Origin of the sequence: Pseudonocardia sp. Ae331_Ps2 (assembly GCF_001932405.1) — a bacterium.
In the GTDB taxonomy this organism is placed as follows: Bacteria; Actinomycetota; Actinomycetes; order Mycobacteriales; family Pseudonocardiaceae; genus Pseudonocardia.
The window spans coordinates 3,519,458-3,535,428 of the sequence record NZ_MCIM01000001.1; the positions used below are offsets into that span (position 1 = coordinate 3,519,458).

The 15,971-nt window shown below is 73.6% G+C and carries 14 protein-coding genes; 5 read left to right on the forward strand and 9 right to left on the reverse strand.

Annotated features, from left to right (window positions below; all coding sequences use genetic code 11):
• The first annotated feature begins 5 nt into the window (after positions 1 to 5).
• Positions 6 to 881, forward strand: coding sequence for an alpha/beta fold hydrolase (locus tag Ae331Ps2_RS16920; RefSeq protein WP_075307805.1), 876 nt, complete (start codon positions 6 to 8; stop codon positions 879 to 881).
• A gap of 94 nt (positions 882 to 975) precedes the next feature.
• On the forward strand, positions 976 to 2,412 hold the full coding sequence (gene gndA, locus Ae331Ps2_RS16925; RefSeq protein ID WP_083695664.1) for an NADP-dependent phosphogluconate dehydrogenase: 1,437 nt from the start codon (positions 976 to 978) through the stop codon (positions 2,410 to 2,412).
• A 21-nt stretch (positions 2,413 to 2,433) separates the two neighbouring features.
• On the opposite strand, the gene Ae331Ps2_RS16930 is transcribed toward gndA, so the two are convergent.
• Positions 2,434 to 4,146, reverse strand: coding sequence for an MFS transporter (locus tag Ae331Ps2_RS16930; protein WP_075307801.1), 1,713 nt, complete (start codon positions 4,144 to 4,146; stop codon positions 2,434 to 2,436).
• 192 nt (positions 4,147 to 4,338) lie between these two features.
• Here Ae331Ps2_RS16930 and Ae331Ps2_RS16935 point away from each other — a divergent pair, with 192 nt between their 5' ends.
• Positions 4,339 to 4,809: a DUF2127 domain-containing protein gene (locus Ae331Ps2_RS16935; RefSeq protein ID WP_075307799.1), complete on the forward strand. Its 471-nt coding sequence runs from the start codon at positions 4,339 to 4,341 to the stop codon at positions 4,807 to 4,809.
• Here the strand turns inward: Ae331Ps2_RS16935 and Ae331Ps2_RS16940 are convergent.
• The 8 genes from Ae331Ps2_RS16940 to Ae331Ps2_RS16975 form a co-directional block, all read right to left on the reverse strand.
• On the reverse strand, positions 4,786 to 5,949 hold the full coding sequence (locus tag Ae331Ps2_RS16940) for an NAD(P)-binding domain-containing protein (RefSeq protein ID WP_075307797.1): 1,164 nt from the start codon (positions 5,947 to 5,949) through the stop codon (positions 4,786 to 4,788). The genes Ae331Ps2_RS16935 and Ae331Ps2_RS16940 overlap by 24 nt on opposite strands.
• Before the next feature lie 67 nt (positions 5,950 to 6,016).
• The gene (locus Ae331Ps2_RS16945) at positions 6,017 to 6,973 is read right to left on the reverse strand and encodes a pyridoxal-phosphate dependent enzyme (protein WP_075312194.1); all 957 of its coding nucleotides are present in this window, start codon (positions 6,971 to 6,973) and stop codon (positions 6,017 to 6,019) included.
• Between the two features lie 44 nt (positions 6,974 to 7,017).
• Entirely contained in the window at positions 7,018 to 8,094 is a 1,077-nt protein-coding gene (locus Ae331Ps2_RS16950; RefSeq protein WP_083695666.1) for a cytochrome c oxidase assembly protein, read from the reverse strand.
• A 93-nt stretch (positions 8,095 to 8,187) separates the two neighbouring features.
• Positions 8,188 to 8,781, reverse strand: coding sequence for a DinB family protein (locus Ae331Ps2_RS16955; RefSeq protein WP_020624846.1), 594 nt, complete (start codon positions 8,779 to 8,781; stop codon positions 8,188 to 8,190).
• A gap of 109 nt (positions 8,782 to 8,890) precedes the next feature.
• A complete protein-coding gene (locus tag Ae331Ps2_RS16960) occupies positions 8,891 to 9,193 on the reverse strand; it encodes a hypothetical protein (protein WP_020624847.1) in 303 nt (100 codons plus the stop codon).
• Positions 9,194 to 9,209: 16 nt separating this feature from the next.
• Positions 9,210 to 10,922, reverse strand: coding sequence for a glycerol-3-phosphate dehydrogenase/oxidase (locus tag Ae331Ps2_RS16965; protein WP_075307795.1), 1,713 nt, complete (start codon positions 10,920 to 10,922; stop codon positions 9,210 to 9,212).
• Positions 10,923 to 11,051: 129 nt separating this feature from the next.
• Positions 11,052 to 12,569 (reverse strand): glycerol kinase GlpK, encoded by a 1,518-nt coding sequence (glpK, locus tag Ae331Ps2_RS16970; protein ID WP_075307793.1) that lies wholly within the window; start codon positions 12,567 to 12,569, stop codon positions 11,052 to 11,054.
• A gap of 55 nt (positions 12,570 to 12,624) precedes the next feature.
• Entirely contained in the window at positions 12,625 to 13,503 is an 879-nt protein-coding gene (locus tag Ae331Ps2_RS16975) for an MIP/aquaporin family protein (RefSeq protein ID WP_083695668.1), read from the reverse strand.
• Positions 13,504 to 13,679: 176 nt separating this feature from the next.
• On the opposite strand from Ae331Ps2_RS16975, the gene Ae331Ps2_RS16980 reads away from it, so the two are divergent.
• Both Ae331Ps2_RS16980 and glpK (Ae331Ps2_RS16985) read left to right on the forward strand, forming a co-directional pair.
• Positions 13,680 to 14,438 (forward strand): IclR family transcriptional regulator, encoded by a 759-nt coding sequence (locus Ae331Ps2_RS16980; RefSeq protein ID WP_060710959.1) that lies wholly within the window; start codon positions 13,680 to 13,682, stop codon positions 14,436 to 14,438.
• The gene (glpK, locus tag Ae331Ps2_RS16985) at positions 14,435 to 15,952 is read left to right on the forward strand and encodes a glycerol kinase GlpK (RefSeq protein WP_083695670.1); all 1,518 of its coding nucleotides are present in this window, start codon (positions 14,435 to 14,437) and stop codon (positions 15,950 to 15,952) included. Before Ae331Ps2_RS16980 ends, glpK (Ae331Ps2_RS16985) begins: the two co-directional genes overlap by 4 nt.
• Positions 15,953 to 15,971 lie beyond the last annotated feature (19 nt).

Here is a 15,971-nt window from a genome sequence, read left to right on the forward strand (position 1 = left end):
CGGCCATGACGCTGCCCGAGCCCCGGCGGATCACCGTCCCCGGCACGACGCTGCCCGAGATCACGCTGTCCGTGCACGACACCGGCGGCGTCGGCAGCCCCGTCCTGCTGCTGCACGGCTGGCCGGACCGGGCCGCCCTGTGGGCCCACCAGGCCGCGGCGCTCGCCGGGGCCGGGTACCGCGTCGTCGTCCCGGACCTGCGCGGCTTCGGCGACTCCGACCGGCCCGCCGAGGTCGAGCACTACCCGATGCGGGCACTGGTCGCCGACGTCCTCGGCGTCGCCGACGCGCTCGGGATCGACCGGTTCGCCCTCGCCGGGCACGACTGGGGCGCCTCGCTCGGCTGGGCCGTCCCCCTCGCCTCGCCGCGGGTGACCCGCTACGCCGCGTTCTCCGTCGGGCATCCCGCCGCGTTCGCCACCGCGGGGTTCCGGCAGAAGGCGATGTCCTGGTACATGCTCTGGTTCCAGTTCCCCGGCGTCGCCGAGCAGGTGATGCCGGCCGAGGACTGGCAGTTCCTGCGCGGCTGGCTGCACGCGACGCTGCCCGACGGGCACCCGATGGCCGCGCGGCACGTCGCCGACCTGTCCCGGCCGGGTGCGCTCACCGCGTCGCTGAACTGGTACCGCGCCAACGTCGACCCGGCGAGGTTCGTGCCCACCACGATGCCGGAGCCCCCGCGGATCACGGTGCCGACGATGGGGGTGTGGAGCGACGGCGATCTCGCGCTCACCGAGGGGCAGATGCGGGGGTCCTCGGCCTACGTCGACGACTTCCGCTTCGAGCGGGTCGAGGGCTGCGGGCACTGGATCCCGGAGGAGGCGCCGGAGGCCGCGAGCGCGCTGCTCCTGGACTTCCTCGCCGGCGGCCGGGAAGGGTGACCGAGGGGACAGCCGTCCCTCGCTGCGCGGCCGGGGGTCGCGGGCCAGGATGGGTCGGGTACAGCGGCGTCGCAACGACACGGAGGAAGCACTGATGGCGGAGAAGAGCCGGATCGGGGTCACCGGGCTGGCGGTGATGGGAGCCAACCTCGCCCGCAACATGGCCCGCCGCGGCTTCCCGGTGGCGGTGCACAACCGCACCACCTCGAAGATGACCGAGTTCATGAAGGACTACGGCGACGAGGGCGCCTTCACCGGTGCCGAGTCGCTGAAGGAGTTCGTCGACGCGCTGGAGACCCCCCGCAAGATCGTCGTCATGGTGAAGGCCGGCAAGCCGGTCGACGCCGTCATCGACGAGCTCGCCCCGCTGCTCGACCAGGGCGACATCATCATCGACGCCGGCAACTCGCACTTCCCCGACACCGACCGCCGCGCCGCGTACTGCGCCGAGCGCGGGCTGCGCTTCATGGGCATCGGTGTGTCCGGCGGCGAGGAGGGCGCCCTCAACGGGCCGAGCATCATGCCCGGCGGCCCGCAGGAGGCCTACTCCGAGGTCGAGGAGATCCTCACCGCGATCGCCGCGAACGTCGACGGCACCCCGTGCTGCACCCACGTCGGCCCCGGCGGCGCCGGGCACTACGTCAAGATGGTGCACAACGGCATCGAGTACGCCGACATCCAGCTCATCGCCGAGGCCTACGACCTGCTCACGCACGTCGCCGGGCTGTCCGCGCCGGAGATCGGGAAGATCTTCGAGGAGTGGAACACCGGTGATCTCGAGTCGTTCCTGATCGAGATCACCGGCATCGTGCTCGCCAAGACCGAGGAGAAGACCGGGAAGCCGCTCGTCGACGTCATCGTCGACCAGGCCGAGCAGAAGGGCACCGGTCGCTGGACGGCCATCGACGCCCTCGACCTCGGCGTGCCGCTGACCGGCATCACCGAGGCGGTGTTCGCGCGGACGCTGTCCAACCTGCGCGACGAGCGCAAGGAGGCGTCGACCACGCTCGGCGGCCCGACCCCGGGCTCGGGCGCGAACCGCGAGGAGCTCGTCGAGGACATCCGCCAGGCGCTCTACGCGTCCAAGGTCGTCGCCTACGCCCAGGGCTTCGCGCAGATGCGTGCCGCCTCCCGGGCCAACGACTGGGACCTCGACCTCGGTGCGATGGCCCGGATCTGGCGCGGCGGCTGCATCATCCGGGCCCAGTTCCTGAACCGGATCACCGAGGCCTACGAGTCGCACCCGGACCTGGACAACCTGCTGATGGTCCCGTACTTCACCGAGGCCGTGGCGAACGCGCAGGACGCGTGGCGGCGGGTCGTGGTGACCGCGACCGAGCAGGGCGTGGCGATCCCCGCGTTCTCCTCCAGCCTGTCCTACTACGACGGCTACCGGCGCGAGCGCGGTCCGGCCAACCTGATCCAGGGGCTGCGCGACTACTTCGGTGCCCACACCTACGCGCGCACCGACGCCGACAGCACGTTCCACACCCGCTGGAGCCAGGACGGCAGCGAGGTCGCCACGGGCTGACCCCGCGGTCCCCGCCCGGGCTCAGCTCCGGGCGGGGACCGGGACCGCCACGTCGGCCTCGTCGTCGACGTGGTGGTACTTCCCGCCGCGCAGCGCGCTCGCCACCGCGGCGACCAGGCAGGCGACGGCGGCGAACCCGAGGGCGAGGGTCAGCCCGTCGGCGAACGGGCCGGAGATCAGCTGCGGGAAGAACTGCCGTCCGGTCAGGTACGCCGACTGCGTGGGCGTCAGCGCCCCGAGGACCTGCGGACCGAGCAGCGTCGCGATCGGGTTGTAGCCCAGCAACGCCGCGAACAGGATCCCGACCGGCGGCAGCGCCGCGACCCGGTCCGCCGCGAGCTCCGGCACGCCCTGGGCCATGAGCCCGTCGTGCAGGGACGCGGGCAGCGTCGTCGACAGGCCCGCGATCAGCAGGGAGAAGAACACCCCGATAGACAGCACCGTCGCCGCGTTCTGGAACGTCGAGGTCATCCCGGCCCCGGCGCCGCGCTGGTGTGCCGGCAGCGAGTTCATGATCGCCGCCCGGTTCGGGGAGCTGAACAGGCCCATCGCCAGGCCGTTGAGCGCCAGCAGCACCGCGAACGCGCGGTAGTCGAAGTCCACCGGCAGCGCCAGCAGCGCGAGGAACGTCGCTGCCGCGCCCACCATCCCGACGGTGGCGAAGGCACGGGCGCCGTAGCGGTCGGACAGGACGCCCGACACCGGTCCGGCGACGAGGAACCCGATCGTCAGCGGGACCATGTAGATGCCCGCCCACAGCGGCGTCGTCTCGAACGGGAAGCCGTGCTCGGGCAGCCAGATGCCCTGGAGCCAGATGATCAGGATGAACTGCAGCCCACCGCGGCCGAGCGCGGCCAGCAGACTCGCGACGTTGCCCGCGGTGAACGCGCGGATCGAGAACAGCGAGACGTGGAACATCGGCTCGGCCACGCGACGCTCGATCCAGGCGAACAGCGCCAGCACCGCGATCCCGCCGCCGATCAGGCCGAGGACGAGCGGGCTGGTCCAGCCCATGACGTCGCCGCCGTAGGGCTGGATGCCGTAGGTGATGCCCATCAGGACGGCGACGAGCCCGACCGCGAACGTCAGGTTGCCCCACCAGTCGATCCGCGCCGCGCGACGGGCGCCGGTGTCACGGAGCCGGGCGTAGGCCCAGACCGTGCCGAACACCCCGACCGGCACCGACACCAGGAACACCAGGTGCCAGTTCACCGGGGCGAGCACCCCGCCGACGACGAGCCCGAGGAACGAGCCGGCGATGGCCGCGACCGAGTTGATCCCGAGCGCGAGCCCGCGCTGGTGGACCGGGAAGGCGTCGGTGAGGATCGCGGTCGAGTTGGCGAGCAGCAGCGCACCGCCGACGCCCTGCAGCACCCGCATCGTGATCAGCCAGACCGCGCCGGCGTCGCCGTGGAGCCAGGTGGCGGCCAGCAGCACCGAGAACACCGTGAAGACGGCGAAGCCCAGGTTGTACATGCGGGTACGGCCGTACATGTCGCCGAGCCGGCCGAAGCTGACCACCAGCACCGCCGTGACGACCAGATACCCCATGATCAGCCACAGCAGGTAGTCGATGTTGTCCGGCGCCAGCGGATCGATCCCGATGCCGCGGAAGATGTCCGGCAGTGCGATCAGCAGGATCGACATGTTGATCGTCACGATCAGCACGCCCATCGTGGTGTTCGACAGCGCCACCCACTTGTACCGGTCGACCGGCCCCGTGTTGTTGAGCATCGCTAATCAAAGTACTCTCCGGCGCGGGTTCGCGCTACGGTCTCGCCCGGCTCGTCCGGTCCGTCCCGATCCTCCCTCGGGTAAAGGAACTCCCAGGTCGGGCGGGGTCTACAGTCCCCGCATGGCTAACGTCCGGTCCGACGGTCCGACGGTCCGACGGCCACGACGCCCGCGGCCCGCCGTACCGAGCAGCTGTTCCGCGTCGCCCTGGTCGTGAAGGGCATCGACGGGGCCGCGGAGCTGCTGGGCGCCGTCGCGCTGGTGCTGGTATCGGGTGACTGGCTGCACCGGGTCGTCGCGCAGATCCTCGCCCGCGACCTGATCGGCCCGCCCGACGGCACCCTGGCCCGGCACCTGACCGAGGGCGTCGACCGCTTCGCCGGTGGGGACCGCACCTTCGTCGTCGTCTACCTCGGGTTGCACGGGGTGCTCAAGCTCGGCCTGGTCGCGGCGCTGCTGACCCGCTGGCGCCCCGCCTACCCGCCCGCGGTGGCGATCCTGGCGGTGTTCGTCGTCTACGAGCTGGTCCACGCCTGGCACACGCACTCCATCGTGCTGCCGTTCCTCGCCGCGCTCGACATCGCGATCATCGTGATGGTCGTCCGGGAGTACCGGCTGCTCGGCCGGGAGGCCGACGGGTCAGGCGCCGGTCGCGACGGGTAGCCGCGCCAGGACGTCGCGGGCCGCCGCGCGACCCGCCCGGTCCGCGCCGATCGTGCTCGCCGAGGGGCCGTAGCCGACCAGGTGCAGCCGGGGGTCGGCGACGACGCCGGTGTCGAGCGGCTCGCCCATGACGATCCCGCCGCCCGGCCCGCGCCGCCGCAGCGGCGCGAGGTGACCCAGCGCGGGTCGCCAGCCGGTCGCCCACACCAGCACGTCCGCGGGCTCGCGAGCGCCGTCGGGCCACTCCACGCCGTCCGGCACGACCCGGGCGAACATCGGCCTGCGGACCAGTACACCGCTCGCGATCCCGGCCCGCACCTCCGGCGTGCGCGGCAGCCCGGTAACCCCGACGACACTGCGCGGGGGCAGCCCGGCCCGGACCCGCTCCTCGACCCGGGCGACCGCGGCGCGACCCTGCTCGGGCCCGAACGGCGTGTCGATCCACTCGGGCTCCCGGCGGGTGACCCAGGTCGTCGCGGCCGCGTACGGGGCGATCTCCAGCAGCAGCTGCACCGCGGTGATCCCGCCGCCGACCACGACGACCCGCTTCCCGGTCATCGTCTCCGGGCCCGGGTAGGTGCGGGCGTGCAGGCTCGTGCCGCGGAACGTCGCCAGGCCCGGGTAGGCGGGGACGAACGGGCGGGTCCAGGTGCCGGTGGCGTTGACCAGGTGGTCGGTGACCCAGGTGCCACGGTCGGTCTCGACGGTCAGCGGCCCGGCGGTGTCGTTGGTCGGCGGCCCGCCGGTGCTGATGGCCGGCGGCCCGCCGGTGTCGGACACCCGGTGGACGTGCACCGGGCGCACGACCCGCAGGTCGAGCTCGCGTTCGATGCGCGCGAAGTAGGCCGGCACGGCGTCCCGCGCGGGCAGGTCGGGGTCGGCGCCGGGGTCGTCGAAGCCGGAGCGGATCCCGGCGACGTCGTGGACGCCGTTCACCGTGCGCATCCGCAGCGTCGGCCAGCGGTGCCGCCACGCGCCGCCGGGGCCGTCCTCGCCGTCGAGCACGACGAACCCGGGGCCCGGTTCCAGCCCGCCGCGCCGCAGCCCGGCCGCCGTCGACAGGCCCGCCTGGCCCGCGCCGATCACCACGACCCCGGTCCGCTCCACGCCCGCGTCAACGCCCCGGACGCACGCGGTCATCCCGCGGTGATCGCCGGTGGTGGAGTGTCACGCCCGCCTCGCGGATGCTGGCCTCCACCACCGGTCGTCACGGCTGCGCGGCGGCGCGGACCACGTCGGCGACGTCGGCGTTGGCGCCGCAGACCACCAGGGCGAGCCGGGCGTCCGGGTGCCGTTCGACGATCCGGCGGGCGGCCGGGACCAGACAGCCCGCGGCCGGCTCGGCCCAGATCCCGGCGTGCTCGGCGAGGGCGAGGGTGCCACGGACGGCCTCGGCGTCGTCGACGACGAGGACCTCGTGCACCAGCGCGCGGGCGTGGTCGTAGGTCAGCTGCGACACCGACGGCGCCGAGAGCGTGGTGATCGCGGAGGTGATCGTCACCGGGGTCGGGCCGCCGGCGGCCAGCGCCGTCGACATCGACTCCGCGCCGACGGTCTCCACCCCCCAGACCCGGGCGCGGGGCAGCAACGCGCGGACCGCGACCGCGATCCCGGAGACCAGCGCCCCACCGCCGACGGAGACGAGCACGTCGGTCGGCGGCTGCCCCAGGGCGACCGCGTCGTGGGCCAGCTCCAGCCCCACGGTGCCCTGAGCGGCGACGATCACCGGGTCGTCGAACGGGTGCACCAGCGTCCGTCCGGCCCGCTGCAGCTCCCCGGCCAGCGCGAACGCGGCCGCGATGTCCGGGGTGAGCCGCACGTCGGCCCCGGCCGCGCGGGCCGCGGTCACCGAGCGGGCCGGCGCGTTCTCCGGCATCACGACGACGGCGTCGACCCCGGCCGCACCCGCGACCTCGGCGACGGCGAGCCCGTGGTTCCCGCCGGAGACGGCGACGATCCCGGCGGCGCGTTCGTCGCCGGTCAGCGACGCGAGCTTGGCCAGCACCCCGCGCGGCTTGAACGACCCGGCCCGCTGCAGGTGCTCCAGCTTGAGCAGCACCGGGGCGCCGAGGGCCGCGGACAGCCCGGGGGAAGGGACGGTCGGGGTGCGCACCACGCCCCCGGCGATCCGCTCCGCCGCCGTCTCGATGTCTGCGATGCTCACCTGGTCCGCCACCGCCGCAACGTAACCCCGGCCCCTCGGCCCGGTCAGGTGCGGGGGCGGAAGCGGTCGGCGAGCTGCGGGTCGTCCTGCCACCACAGCCGGGACGGGGCGGGCTCCGCGGCGGGGTCGGACCCGGTGGCCTCGGCGGCGCGGGTCCGTGCGGCGCCGAGCTCGGCGGCGCGGGCCTCGGCCGCGTCGAGCTCGGCGTCGGTCGCGCGGGCCCGGCGTGCGTCCTCCCGGGAGAACAGCCACAGCACGACCCCGAGGAACGGCAGCCCGACCACGTCGCCGCCGATCCACAGCACCCCGGCGCCGAGCACCTGGTCGATGTGCGGGTCCGGCCCCCAGCCGCGGTGCAGCCCCAGGTAGTACGCCGCCGCGAGGGTCGGGCCCAGCCACAGCACGATCCCGAGCACGGCGTCGCCGACCATCTCGGCGATCGTGAGCACCAGGGTCACCGGGTACGGCGTCGACGCTGGCGTCGGGTCGATCCGCAGCCGGGTCCAGAAGTAGACGAACCCGCACACCACGAGACCCGCTCCGACGGCACCGGACACGACGCCGTCGCGCAGGGTCGCGACGTAGAGCGGGGTGAGATACAGGACCATCAGGGGCGCGACGAGCAGTACGGTCGCCGCGAACGGGCCGGTCAGCAGCCGCGCGGCCCGGGAGCGCAGCACCCGGCGCCAGGCCGGCCGCCGATCCCGGGGCACGCTCGCCGCCAGCAGCGTCAGCGGCGCGCCGAGCGCGAGCAGCATCGGTACCACCATGAGCAGCAGCAGGTTCTGCACGGCGCGCACCCAGAACAGCGTGTCGTCGTACACCCCGACGAACGACGACCCGGCCAGCACGGTGACGACCAGCCCGGCGCCGAACGCGACGGCACGGCTCCGGGACCACCCCGGGCGGGACCGGGCGGCGACCCCGTAGCCCACCGCCGCCGCGGCGGTCGTCCCGAGCAGCAGGGGCGCGAACCGCCACGTCGTGAACAGCCGGAGCGCCGTCAGCGGCGGCAGCAGCGCCGCGGCCGTCACCGTGGGATCGCGGGGGAGCGGGTCACGGCGCCATCCTGCGCCGACCCGGCTGCCGGCGGAAGGGACGGTGGGCGGGTCGGCACGCATGCGTCGAACCCGCCCGGGATCCGTTCGGCGACGTTCGCCCGGGTCGTCCCGGCCGCCGCCGCGCCGGTGCCCACGGGCCGTCGTGCCCGGGGCTCAGCCCATCGTCCGGGCGCCGTCGATCGCCTCGCGGATGATGTCGGCGTGGCCCGCGTGCTGGCTGATCTCGGCGAGCACGTGGATCGCGACCCGGCGCACCGACCAGGAGGTGTTCGGCTCGAACCAGGGGGCGACCGGCAGGGCGTGTGCGCTGTCCAGGTCCGCGGTGCGCAGGACCTCCTCGGTGCGTGCGGCGACCTGCTCGACCCGGGCCCGCAGGTGCTCCAGGGTCTCGTGGTCGGCCAGGACGAACCGGGTGTCCACCCACTGTTCGCCGGAGGCGGACCAGTCGCCGCCGTTGGCGTCGGCCTCGGCGTCGACGGCGTCCCAGTCGACGGAGTCGTTGTAGACGTCGACCTCGCCGAACGCGGCGGCGCCCTCGACGGCGAAGCGGAACCACTGCTCCTCGGTGTCCGCGACGTGCTTGAGCAGCGAGGCGATCGTCAGCGCGCTGACCGTGCTGCGGGTGCGCGCCTGCTGCTCGGTCAGGCCGTCGGCGGTCTGCAGCAGGAAGCCGCGGTGGCGCTCCAGGGTGCTGATCAGCTCGGCACGTTCGCCGGTCAGGGCCTGCTTCTCGTCGGTGGCGTTCATCCGGGGCCGCCTCTCGGGTCCGCGGACCGGGCGATCCCGGTCCGACGGGAACGACGATAGGACCGATCGCGGACAGGTCCGGTCCTCGACGAGGGGCCGTCCGTGGCGATCAGTCCGCCAGGTCGCGCAGCGCGGTCTCCCAGCGTTCGCGGCGGGCGTCGTCGTCGAGGTCCCACCAGGGGGTGCCGCGCTCGCCGAGTCCGTGCTTGGCGGCGGACACCCGCGTCCTGGCGGCGGCGACGCGGTCGTCGTCGCCCGTCCGCCGCCCCGCTCCGATCTCGGCGCGGGCCTTCCCGAGGTGCTGCTGCAGCGCGGACCGGACGTCGTCGGGGATCGCCGGGTCGGTCGCGCGCCACCGGCGGCCCCGGACGACGACGTAGCGCCCGTCCGGGGTCCGCTCGGGTCCGCTCACGCGAGGACGGCGGTGCTCAGCCGACGACCGGGACCACGTCCGGCGCGCCGAGGCGGGCGGCGTCGGCGGTGGCGTCGTCGGGCATCTTCTGGCTCTCCCGCTCGGCCTCGACCCGCTTGACGTAGTGGTCGACCTCGCGGGCGATCTGCTCGTCGTTCCAGCCCAGGACCGGGGCGACCAGCTTCGCGGTCTCCTCCGCGGCACCCACGCCCCGGTCGAACGTCTCGATCGAGATCCGGGTGCGGCGGGCCAGGATGTCCTCCAGGTGCCGCGCGCCCTCGTGCGAGGCACCGTAGACGACCTCGGCGCGCAGGTAGTCCTCCGCGCCGGTGAGCGGCTCGGCGAGGGTCGGGTCGGCGATGAGGAGGTCGAGAACCTCGTCGATCAGCGAGCCGTACCGGCCGAGCAGGTGCTCGATCCGCACCGGGTGCAGACCGCTGCGCGCGGCCAGCTGGTGGGTGGAGTTGCGCAGCGCGGTGAAGCCCTCGGCGCCGAGCAGCGGGATCTTCTCGGTGCAGGAGGCGGGCACCTTCGCGTCGAGCGAGTGCACGGCGGCAGCGACCGCGTCGCGCGCCATCACGCGGTAGGTCGTGTACTTGCCCCCGGCCACGACGACCAGCCCGGGTACCGGGGTGGCGACGGCGTGCTCGCGGGACAGCTTCGAGGTCGCCTCGGACTCGCCGTGCAGCAGCGGGCGCAGACCGGCGTAGACGCCCTCGACGTCCTCGTGGGTCAGCGGCTGCTCCAGCACCTCGTTGACGTGCGCGAGCAGGTACTCGATGTCGGCCGCGCTCGCCGCCGGGTGCGCCTTGTCCAGGTCCCAGTCGGTGTCGGTGGTGCCGATGATCCAGTGCCGGCCCCACGGGATGACGAACAGCACCGACTTCTCGGTGCGCAGGATCAGCCCGGCGTCACCACGGATCCGGTCCCGCGGGACGACCAGGTGGATGCCCTTGGATGCGCGCACCTTGAACTGGCCGCGCTCGCCGGCGAGGCCCTGGGTGTCGTCGGTCCACACCCCGGTGGCGTTGATGACCTCCTTGGCGCGGACGTCGAACCGGTCGCCGGACTCCAGGTCCTGCACGGTCGCGCCGATCACGCGGCCGGAGTCCTTCAGCAGCCCGACGACGCGGGCCCGGGTCGCCACGTGCGCACCGTAGGCGGCCGCGGTGCGGGCGATCTCCATGGTGTGGCGGGCGTCGTCGACCTGGGCGTCGTAGTACTCCAGGGCCCCGACCAGTGCGTCCTTGCGCAGCGACGGCACGACCTTGCGGGCGCCGCGACGGGTCAGGTGCCGGTGGTGCGGCAGGCCGCGGGCCCGACCCGACAGCAGCCCGAGCGAGTCGTAGAGCGCGACGCCGGCGCCGGCGTAGAAGCGCTCCCACACGTGGTGCTTGAGCGGGTAGACGAACGGCACCGGACGCACGAGGTGCGGCGCGAGGGTCTGGATCAGCAGGCCCCGTTCCTGCAGGGCCTCGGCCACCAGGCGGAAGTCGAGCATCTCCAGGTAGCGCAGGCCGCCGTGGATGAGCTTGGAGGAACGGCTCGACGTGCCGGACGCGAAGTCGCGGGCCTCGACCAGTCCGGTCGTCAGACCGCGGGTGGCCGCGTCGAGGGCTGCGCCGGTGCCGACGACGCCACCGCCGACGACGAGCACGTCCAGCTCGCGGTCGCCCATCGCCTGCAGCGCCGTGGTACGGGCCTCCGGGGAGAGCGCCACCGATTTCATGATCAGACCTTCCTGAGTGGTTCCTGCTCGCGGGTGTCCCGCCGGGGAGTACCCGGTGAACACCCGTCCGATCGCGGGTGTGCCCGGTGTCGCCCCCACGTGTGGTGAGGGCGACACCGGACGGGGGTCCTACTCGACGTCGACCCAGTCCAGGGTCCGCTCGACGGCCTTCTTCCAGCGGCCGTAGCCCTCGTCGCGCTGCTCCTGCGACCAGGTGGGCTCCCAGCGCCGGGCCTCGTTCCAGTTCTCCCGCAGCTCGTCGGTGTTCTTCCAGAACCCGACGGCCAGCCCGGCCGCATACGCCGCACCGAGCGCGGTGGTCTCGGCGACGACCGGCCGCGAGACCGGCACGCCCAGCACGTCGGCCTGGATCTGCATGCACAGCTCGTTCTGGGTGACGCCGCCGTCGACCTTGAGCGTCTCCAGGGTCACCCCGGAGTCCTTGGTCATGGCGTCGCTGACGTCGCGGGACTGGTAGCAGATCGCCTCCAGCGTGGCCCGGGCCAGGTGCGCGTTGGTGTTGAACCGGGACAGGCCGACGATCGCGCCGCGGGCGTCGGAACGCCAGTACGGCGCGAACAGGCCGGAGAACGCGGGCACGAAGTACACGCCCCCGTTGTCGGAGACCTGGCGGGCCAGCGACTCCGACTGCGAGGCCCCGGAGATGATGCCGAGCTGGTCGCGCAGCCACTGCACGGCCGAGCCGGTGACCGCGATGGATCCCTCCAGCGCGTAGACCGGGCGCTCGCCCTCGAACTGGTAGCACATCGTGGTGAGCAGGCCGGACTCCGAGCGGACCAGCTCGGTGCCGGTGTTGAGCAGCATGAAGTTGCCGGTGCCGTAGGTGTTCTTGGCCTCGCCGGGGGCGAAGCAGACCTGGCCGACGGTCGCCGCCTGCTGGTCGCCGAGGTCACCGGTGATGGGGACCTCGCCGCCGAGCGGACCGTTCGCGAGGGTCTTGCCGAACGCGGTCGCCGACGACGACGGCTTGATCTCCGGCAGCATCTGCCGCGGGATGCCGAAGAAGCCGAGCAGCTCGTCGTCCCAGTCGAGGGTCTCGAGGTCCATCAGCATGGTCCGGCTGGCGTTGGTCACGTCGGTGACGTGCAGTCCGCCGTTCGCGCCACCGGTGAGGTTCCAGATGACCCAGGTGTCGGTGTTGCCGAAGACCGCGTCGCCGTTCTCCGCGGCCTCGCGGACGCCGTCGACGTTCTCCAGGATCCACTGGATCTTGCCGCCGGAGAAGTAGGTGGCGGGCGGGAGGCCTGCCTTGCGACGGATGACGTCGCCGCGGCCGTCGCGGTCGAGCGCGGTCGCGATCCGGTCGGTGCGGGTGTCCTGCCAGACGATCGCGTTGTAGTACGGGCGCCCGGTGCGCCGGTTCCACACGACGGTGGTCTCGCGCTGGTTGGTGACGCCCAGCGCGACCAGGTCGGACGCGGTCAGCCCGGTCTTGGTGAGCGCCTGCTGGAGACAGGTGTTGGTGCGCTCGATGATCTCGATCGGGTCGTGCTCGACCCAGCCGGCCTGCGGCAGGATCTGCTCGTGCTCCAGCTGGTGGCGTCCCACCTCGTTGCCGCCGTGATCGAAGATCATGAAACGGCTGGAGGTGGTGCCCTGGTCGACGGCGCCGACGAACTCGGCCATGAGTTCTCCTGTGTGTCTCGAGCGGGTGGATCGGGGATGGGAGCGGTGGGTGCGCTCAGCGCATGTCGCCGACCTCCTGCGGAGCGTCCTCGACGGGGATGTACCGGTCGATCAGCAGCTTGAACAGGCCGCCGCCGACGAGAGCACCGATCACCGGCGCGACGATCGGCAGCCACCAGTAGGGCGTGCCGTCGCTCGTCACCCAGGCGGTGTCGTAGCCGGTGATCCAGGAGGCCAGCCGCGGCCCGAAGTCGCGGGCCGGGTTGATGGCGTAGCCGGCGTTCGCACCCCAGGCCATGCCGATGCCCACCACCAGGATGCCGATCATGAACGGGGCCATGTTGGCCAGCGGGCCCTTGTTGCGCGGGTGGACCAGCGCGAAGATCACGAACACCAGGATCGCGGTGCCGACGACCTGGTCGAAGAACGCCGTCGTGATCGTCGTCGGGGTGCCCGGCGAGGTCGAGAAGATGCCCTGGGTCTCGGTCAGGTTCGGGTCGACCGAGCGGATGAAGTCCGCGTAGACGAACCGGACGATCAGCGCCGCGACGAACGCGCCGAGGGTCTGGGCCAGGACGAACGGGGCGACCTTGCGCCACGGGAAGCCCTCGTACACGGCGAAGGCCAGCGTGACGGCCGGGTTGAGGTGTGCACCGGAGATCCGGCCGGCGACGTAGACGCCGAGCATGACGCCGAATCCCCAGGCCCAGGCGATCGAGTCGTGCCCGCCGTTGCTGCCGTCGGGCGTGGTCACGACCTGTGCGACGACGCCGACGCCGAACAGGATCAGGATCATCGTCCCGGCGAACTCGGCACTCAGCTCGCCGAGCAGCGACGGCGCCTTCTCGGCGGTCGCCGGGGTCGCCCGTGTGGTCTCCCGTGTGGTCGTTGCCGCGGGTGCGGGATCGCCCGCGCTGGTCTCGGAGCTCGTCATCGAACCCCCTCCTGGTGAGTCCCCCTCGCGGGACCGGGCGGCCCCGCCATGTGCTGCGCGACGCTAGGAGCGTGCGCGCCGGCGGGCAACGCGATCCGTTCGACGATGCCGAACGTTGCGGGTCGATCGGCCCATGATCGAGTCCGCCGGGCCCCCGGACGGCCTACGATCGCTGCGTGGCACGGGCGATCCAGTCGGTGGAGCGGGCGGCGGCGCTGCTGCGGCTGCTCGGCGGCGCGGGGCGTCCGCTGGCGCTGGCCGAGCTGGCGGCGGCGCTGGACCTGCCGCGCCCGACGGCGCACGGGCTGCTCCGCACCCTGCGGGAGGAGGGCCTGGTGGCGCAGGAGTCGTCGGGCCGCTACCTGCTGGGCGAGGGGCTGGGGCGGCTGGGCACCCCGTGGGACCGGCACGACCTGCGCGCGCGGGCGATGAACTGGGCCGACGCGCTGGCGGCTGGCACCGGCTGCGCGGTCTACCTGGGCGTGCCGTCCGCCGACGGCGCCGGGGTCGACGTGGTGCACCACGTGTTCCGGCCCGACGACACGCCGCAGCGGTTGCGGACCAACACCACCCAGCCGTTGCACGCGACGGCGTGGGGGCGGTGCTTGCTGGCGTTCGCGCCGGCATCGGTGCGGGCGGTCGAGCCGCTGGCGGCCTGGACCCGGGCGACCGTGACCGACCCGGCGGCGCTGGCCCGCGAGATGACCGCGACGCGGCGGCGCGGCTGGGCGGCCGACGCCGGCGGCTGGGAGCCGGGCGTCGGCGGGCTCGCGGTGCCGGTGCGCAGCGGGGGCGGGCTGACCGTCGCGGCGCTGGGGGTCGGCGCCCCGGTCGAGGAGCTGTTCGCCGCCGACGGCCGCGCCCGGCCGGAGGTCGTCGTCGAGCTGGTCGCCGCGGCCGCCGAGATCGCCGACGGGCTGGAGGGGCTGACGTGAGCGGCCTGTCGGCGGGGGAGCGGGTGGTGGCCGCGATCGACCAGGGGACGACGTCGACGCGCTGCCTGCTGTTCACCCGCTCGGGCCGGATGGTCGCGGTCGCCCAGCGCGAGCACCGGCAGCACTTCCCGAGCCCGGGCCGCGCCGAGCACGACGCGTCGGAGATCTGGCGGGCGGTGACCCGGGTGGTGCCCGCGGCGCTGCGCCGGGCCGGGCTGGGCCCGGAGAACGTCGTCGCGCTCGGTATCGCCAACCAGCGCGAGACGACGGTGATCTGGAACCGGCGCACCGGGGTCCCGCTGGCGCGGGCGATCACCTGGCAGGACACCCGGACCACCGACATCGTCGCCGGGCTCGCCGCCGACACCGACGCCGCCCGCTGGGCCCGGATCAGCGGGCTCGGCCCGGCGACGTACTTCGCCGGACCGCGGCTGCAGTGGCTGCTCGACCATGTGCCGGGCGCGCGCGAGGGCGCGGAACGCGGTGAGGTCCTGTTCGGGACGATGGAGTCCTGGCTGATCTGGAACCTCACCGGCGGCCCCGACGGCGGCGTGCACGTCACCGACGTCACCAACGCCAGCCGCACGATGCTGATGGACCTGCGCACGCTGGAGTGGTCCGACGCGCTGTGCTCGGCGCTGCGGGTGCCGCGGGGCATGCTGCCGACCATCGTCCCGAACGCCCGCGTCTACGGCCGGTGCGCGGGCCTGCTGGACGGGGTGCCGGTGGCCGGTGCGCTCGGCGACCAGCAGGCGGCGCTGGTGGGCCAGACCTGCTTCGCGCCCGGCGAGGCGAAGTGCACCTACGGGACGGGCGCGTTCCTGCTGAAGAACACCGGCTCGCGGATCCCGGGTTCGGAGGCGGGGCTGATCCCGACCGTCGGGTACCTGTTCGGTGGCCACCCGGTCTACGCGCTCGAGGGCTCCATCGCGATGACCGGCTCGCTGGTGCAGTGGTTCCGCGACGCGCTGGGCATGATCTCCACGGCGGCCCGGATCGAGACGCTCGCACTGACCGTCCCGGACAACGGCGGCTGCTACGTCGTCCCCGCCTTCTCCGGTCTCTACGCCCCGCACTGGTACCCCGACGCCCGTGGCGTGATCGTCGGCCTGACCTCCTACATCCACCGCGGACACCTCGCCCGCGCGGTGCTGGAGGCGACCGCGTGGCAGACCCGCGAGGTGCTCGACGCGATGAACGCCGACTCCGGCCTGCCCGTCACCCGCCTGAAGGTCGACGGCGGCATGACCGCGAACCACCTGCTCATGCAGTGCGTCGCCGACGTCCTGGACCTCACGGTGGAACGTCCCCTGGGCTCGGAGGCTGTGTCGCTCGGCGCGGCCTACGCCGCCGGCCTGGCCGTCGGCTACTGGCCGGACCCGGAGGTGCTGCGCCGCAACTGGCATCGGGCGGCCGCCTGGGAGCCGACGATGGACCCCGGCCTGCGCCGCCGCGAGCACGACAACTGGCGCCGCGCGGTGCAGCGGAGCACGGGGTGGGCGCGGTCGGACTGAGCCGCGACGGGCCGCACCC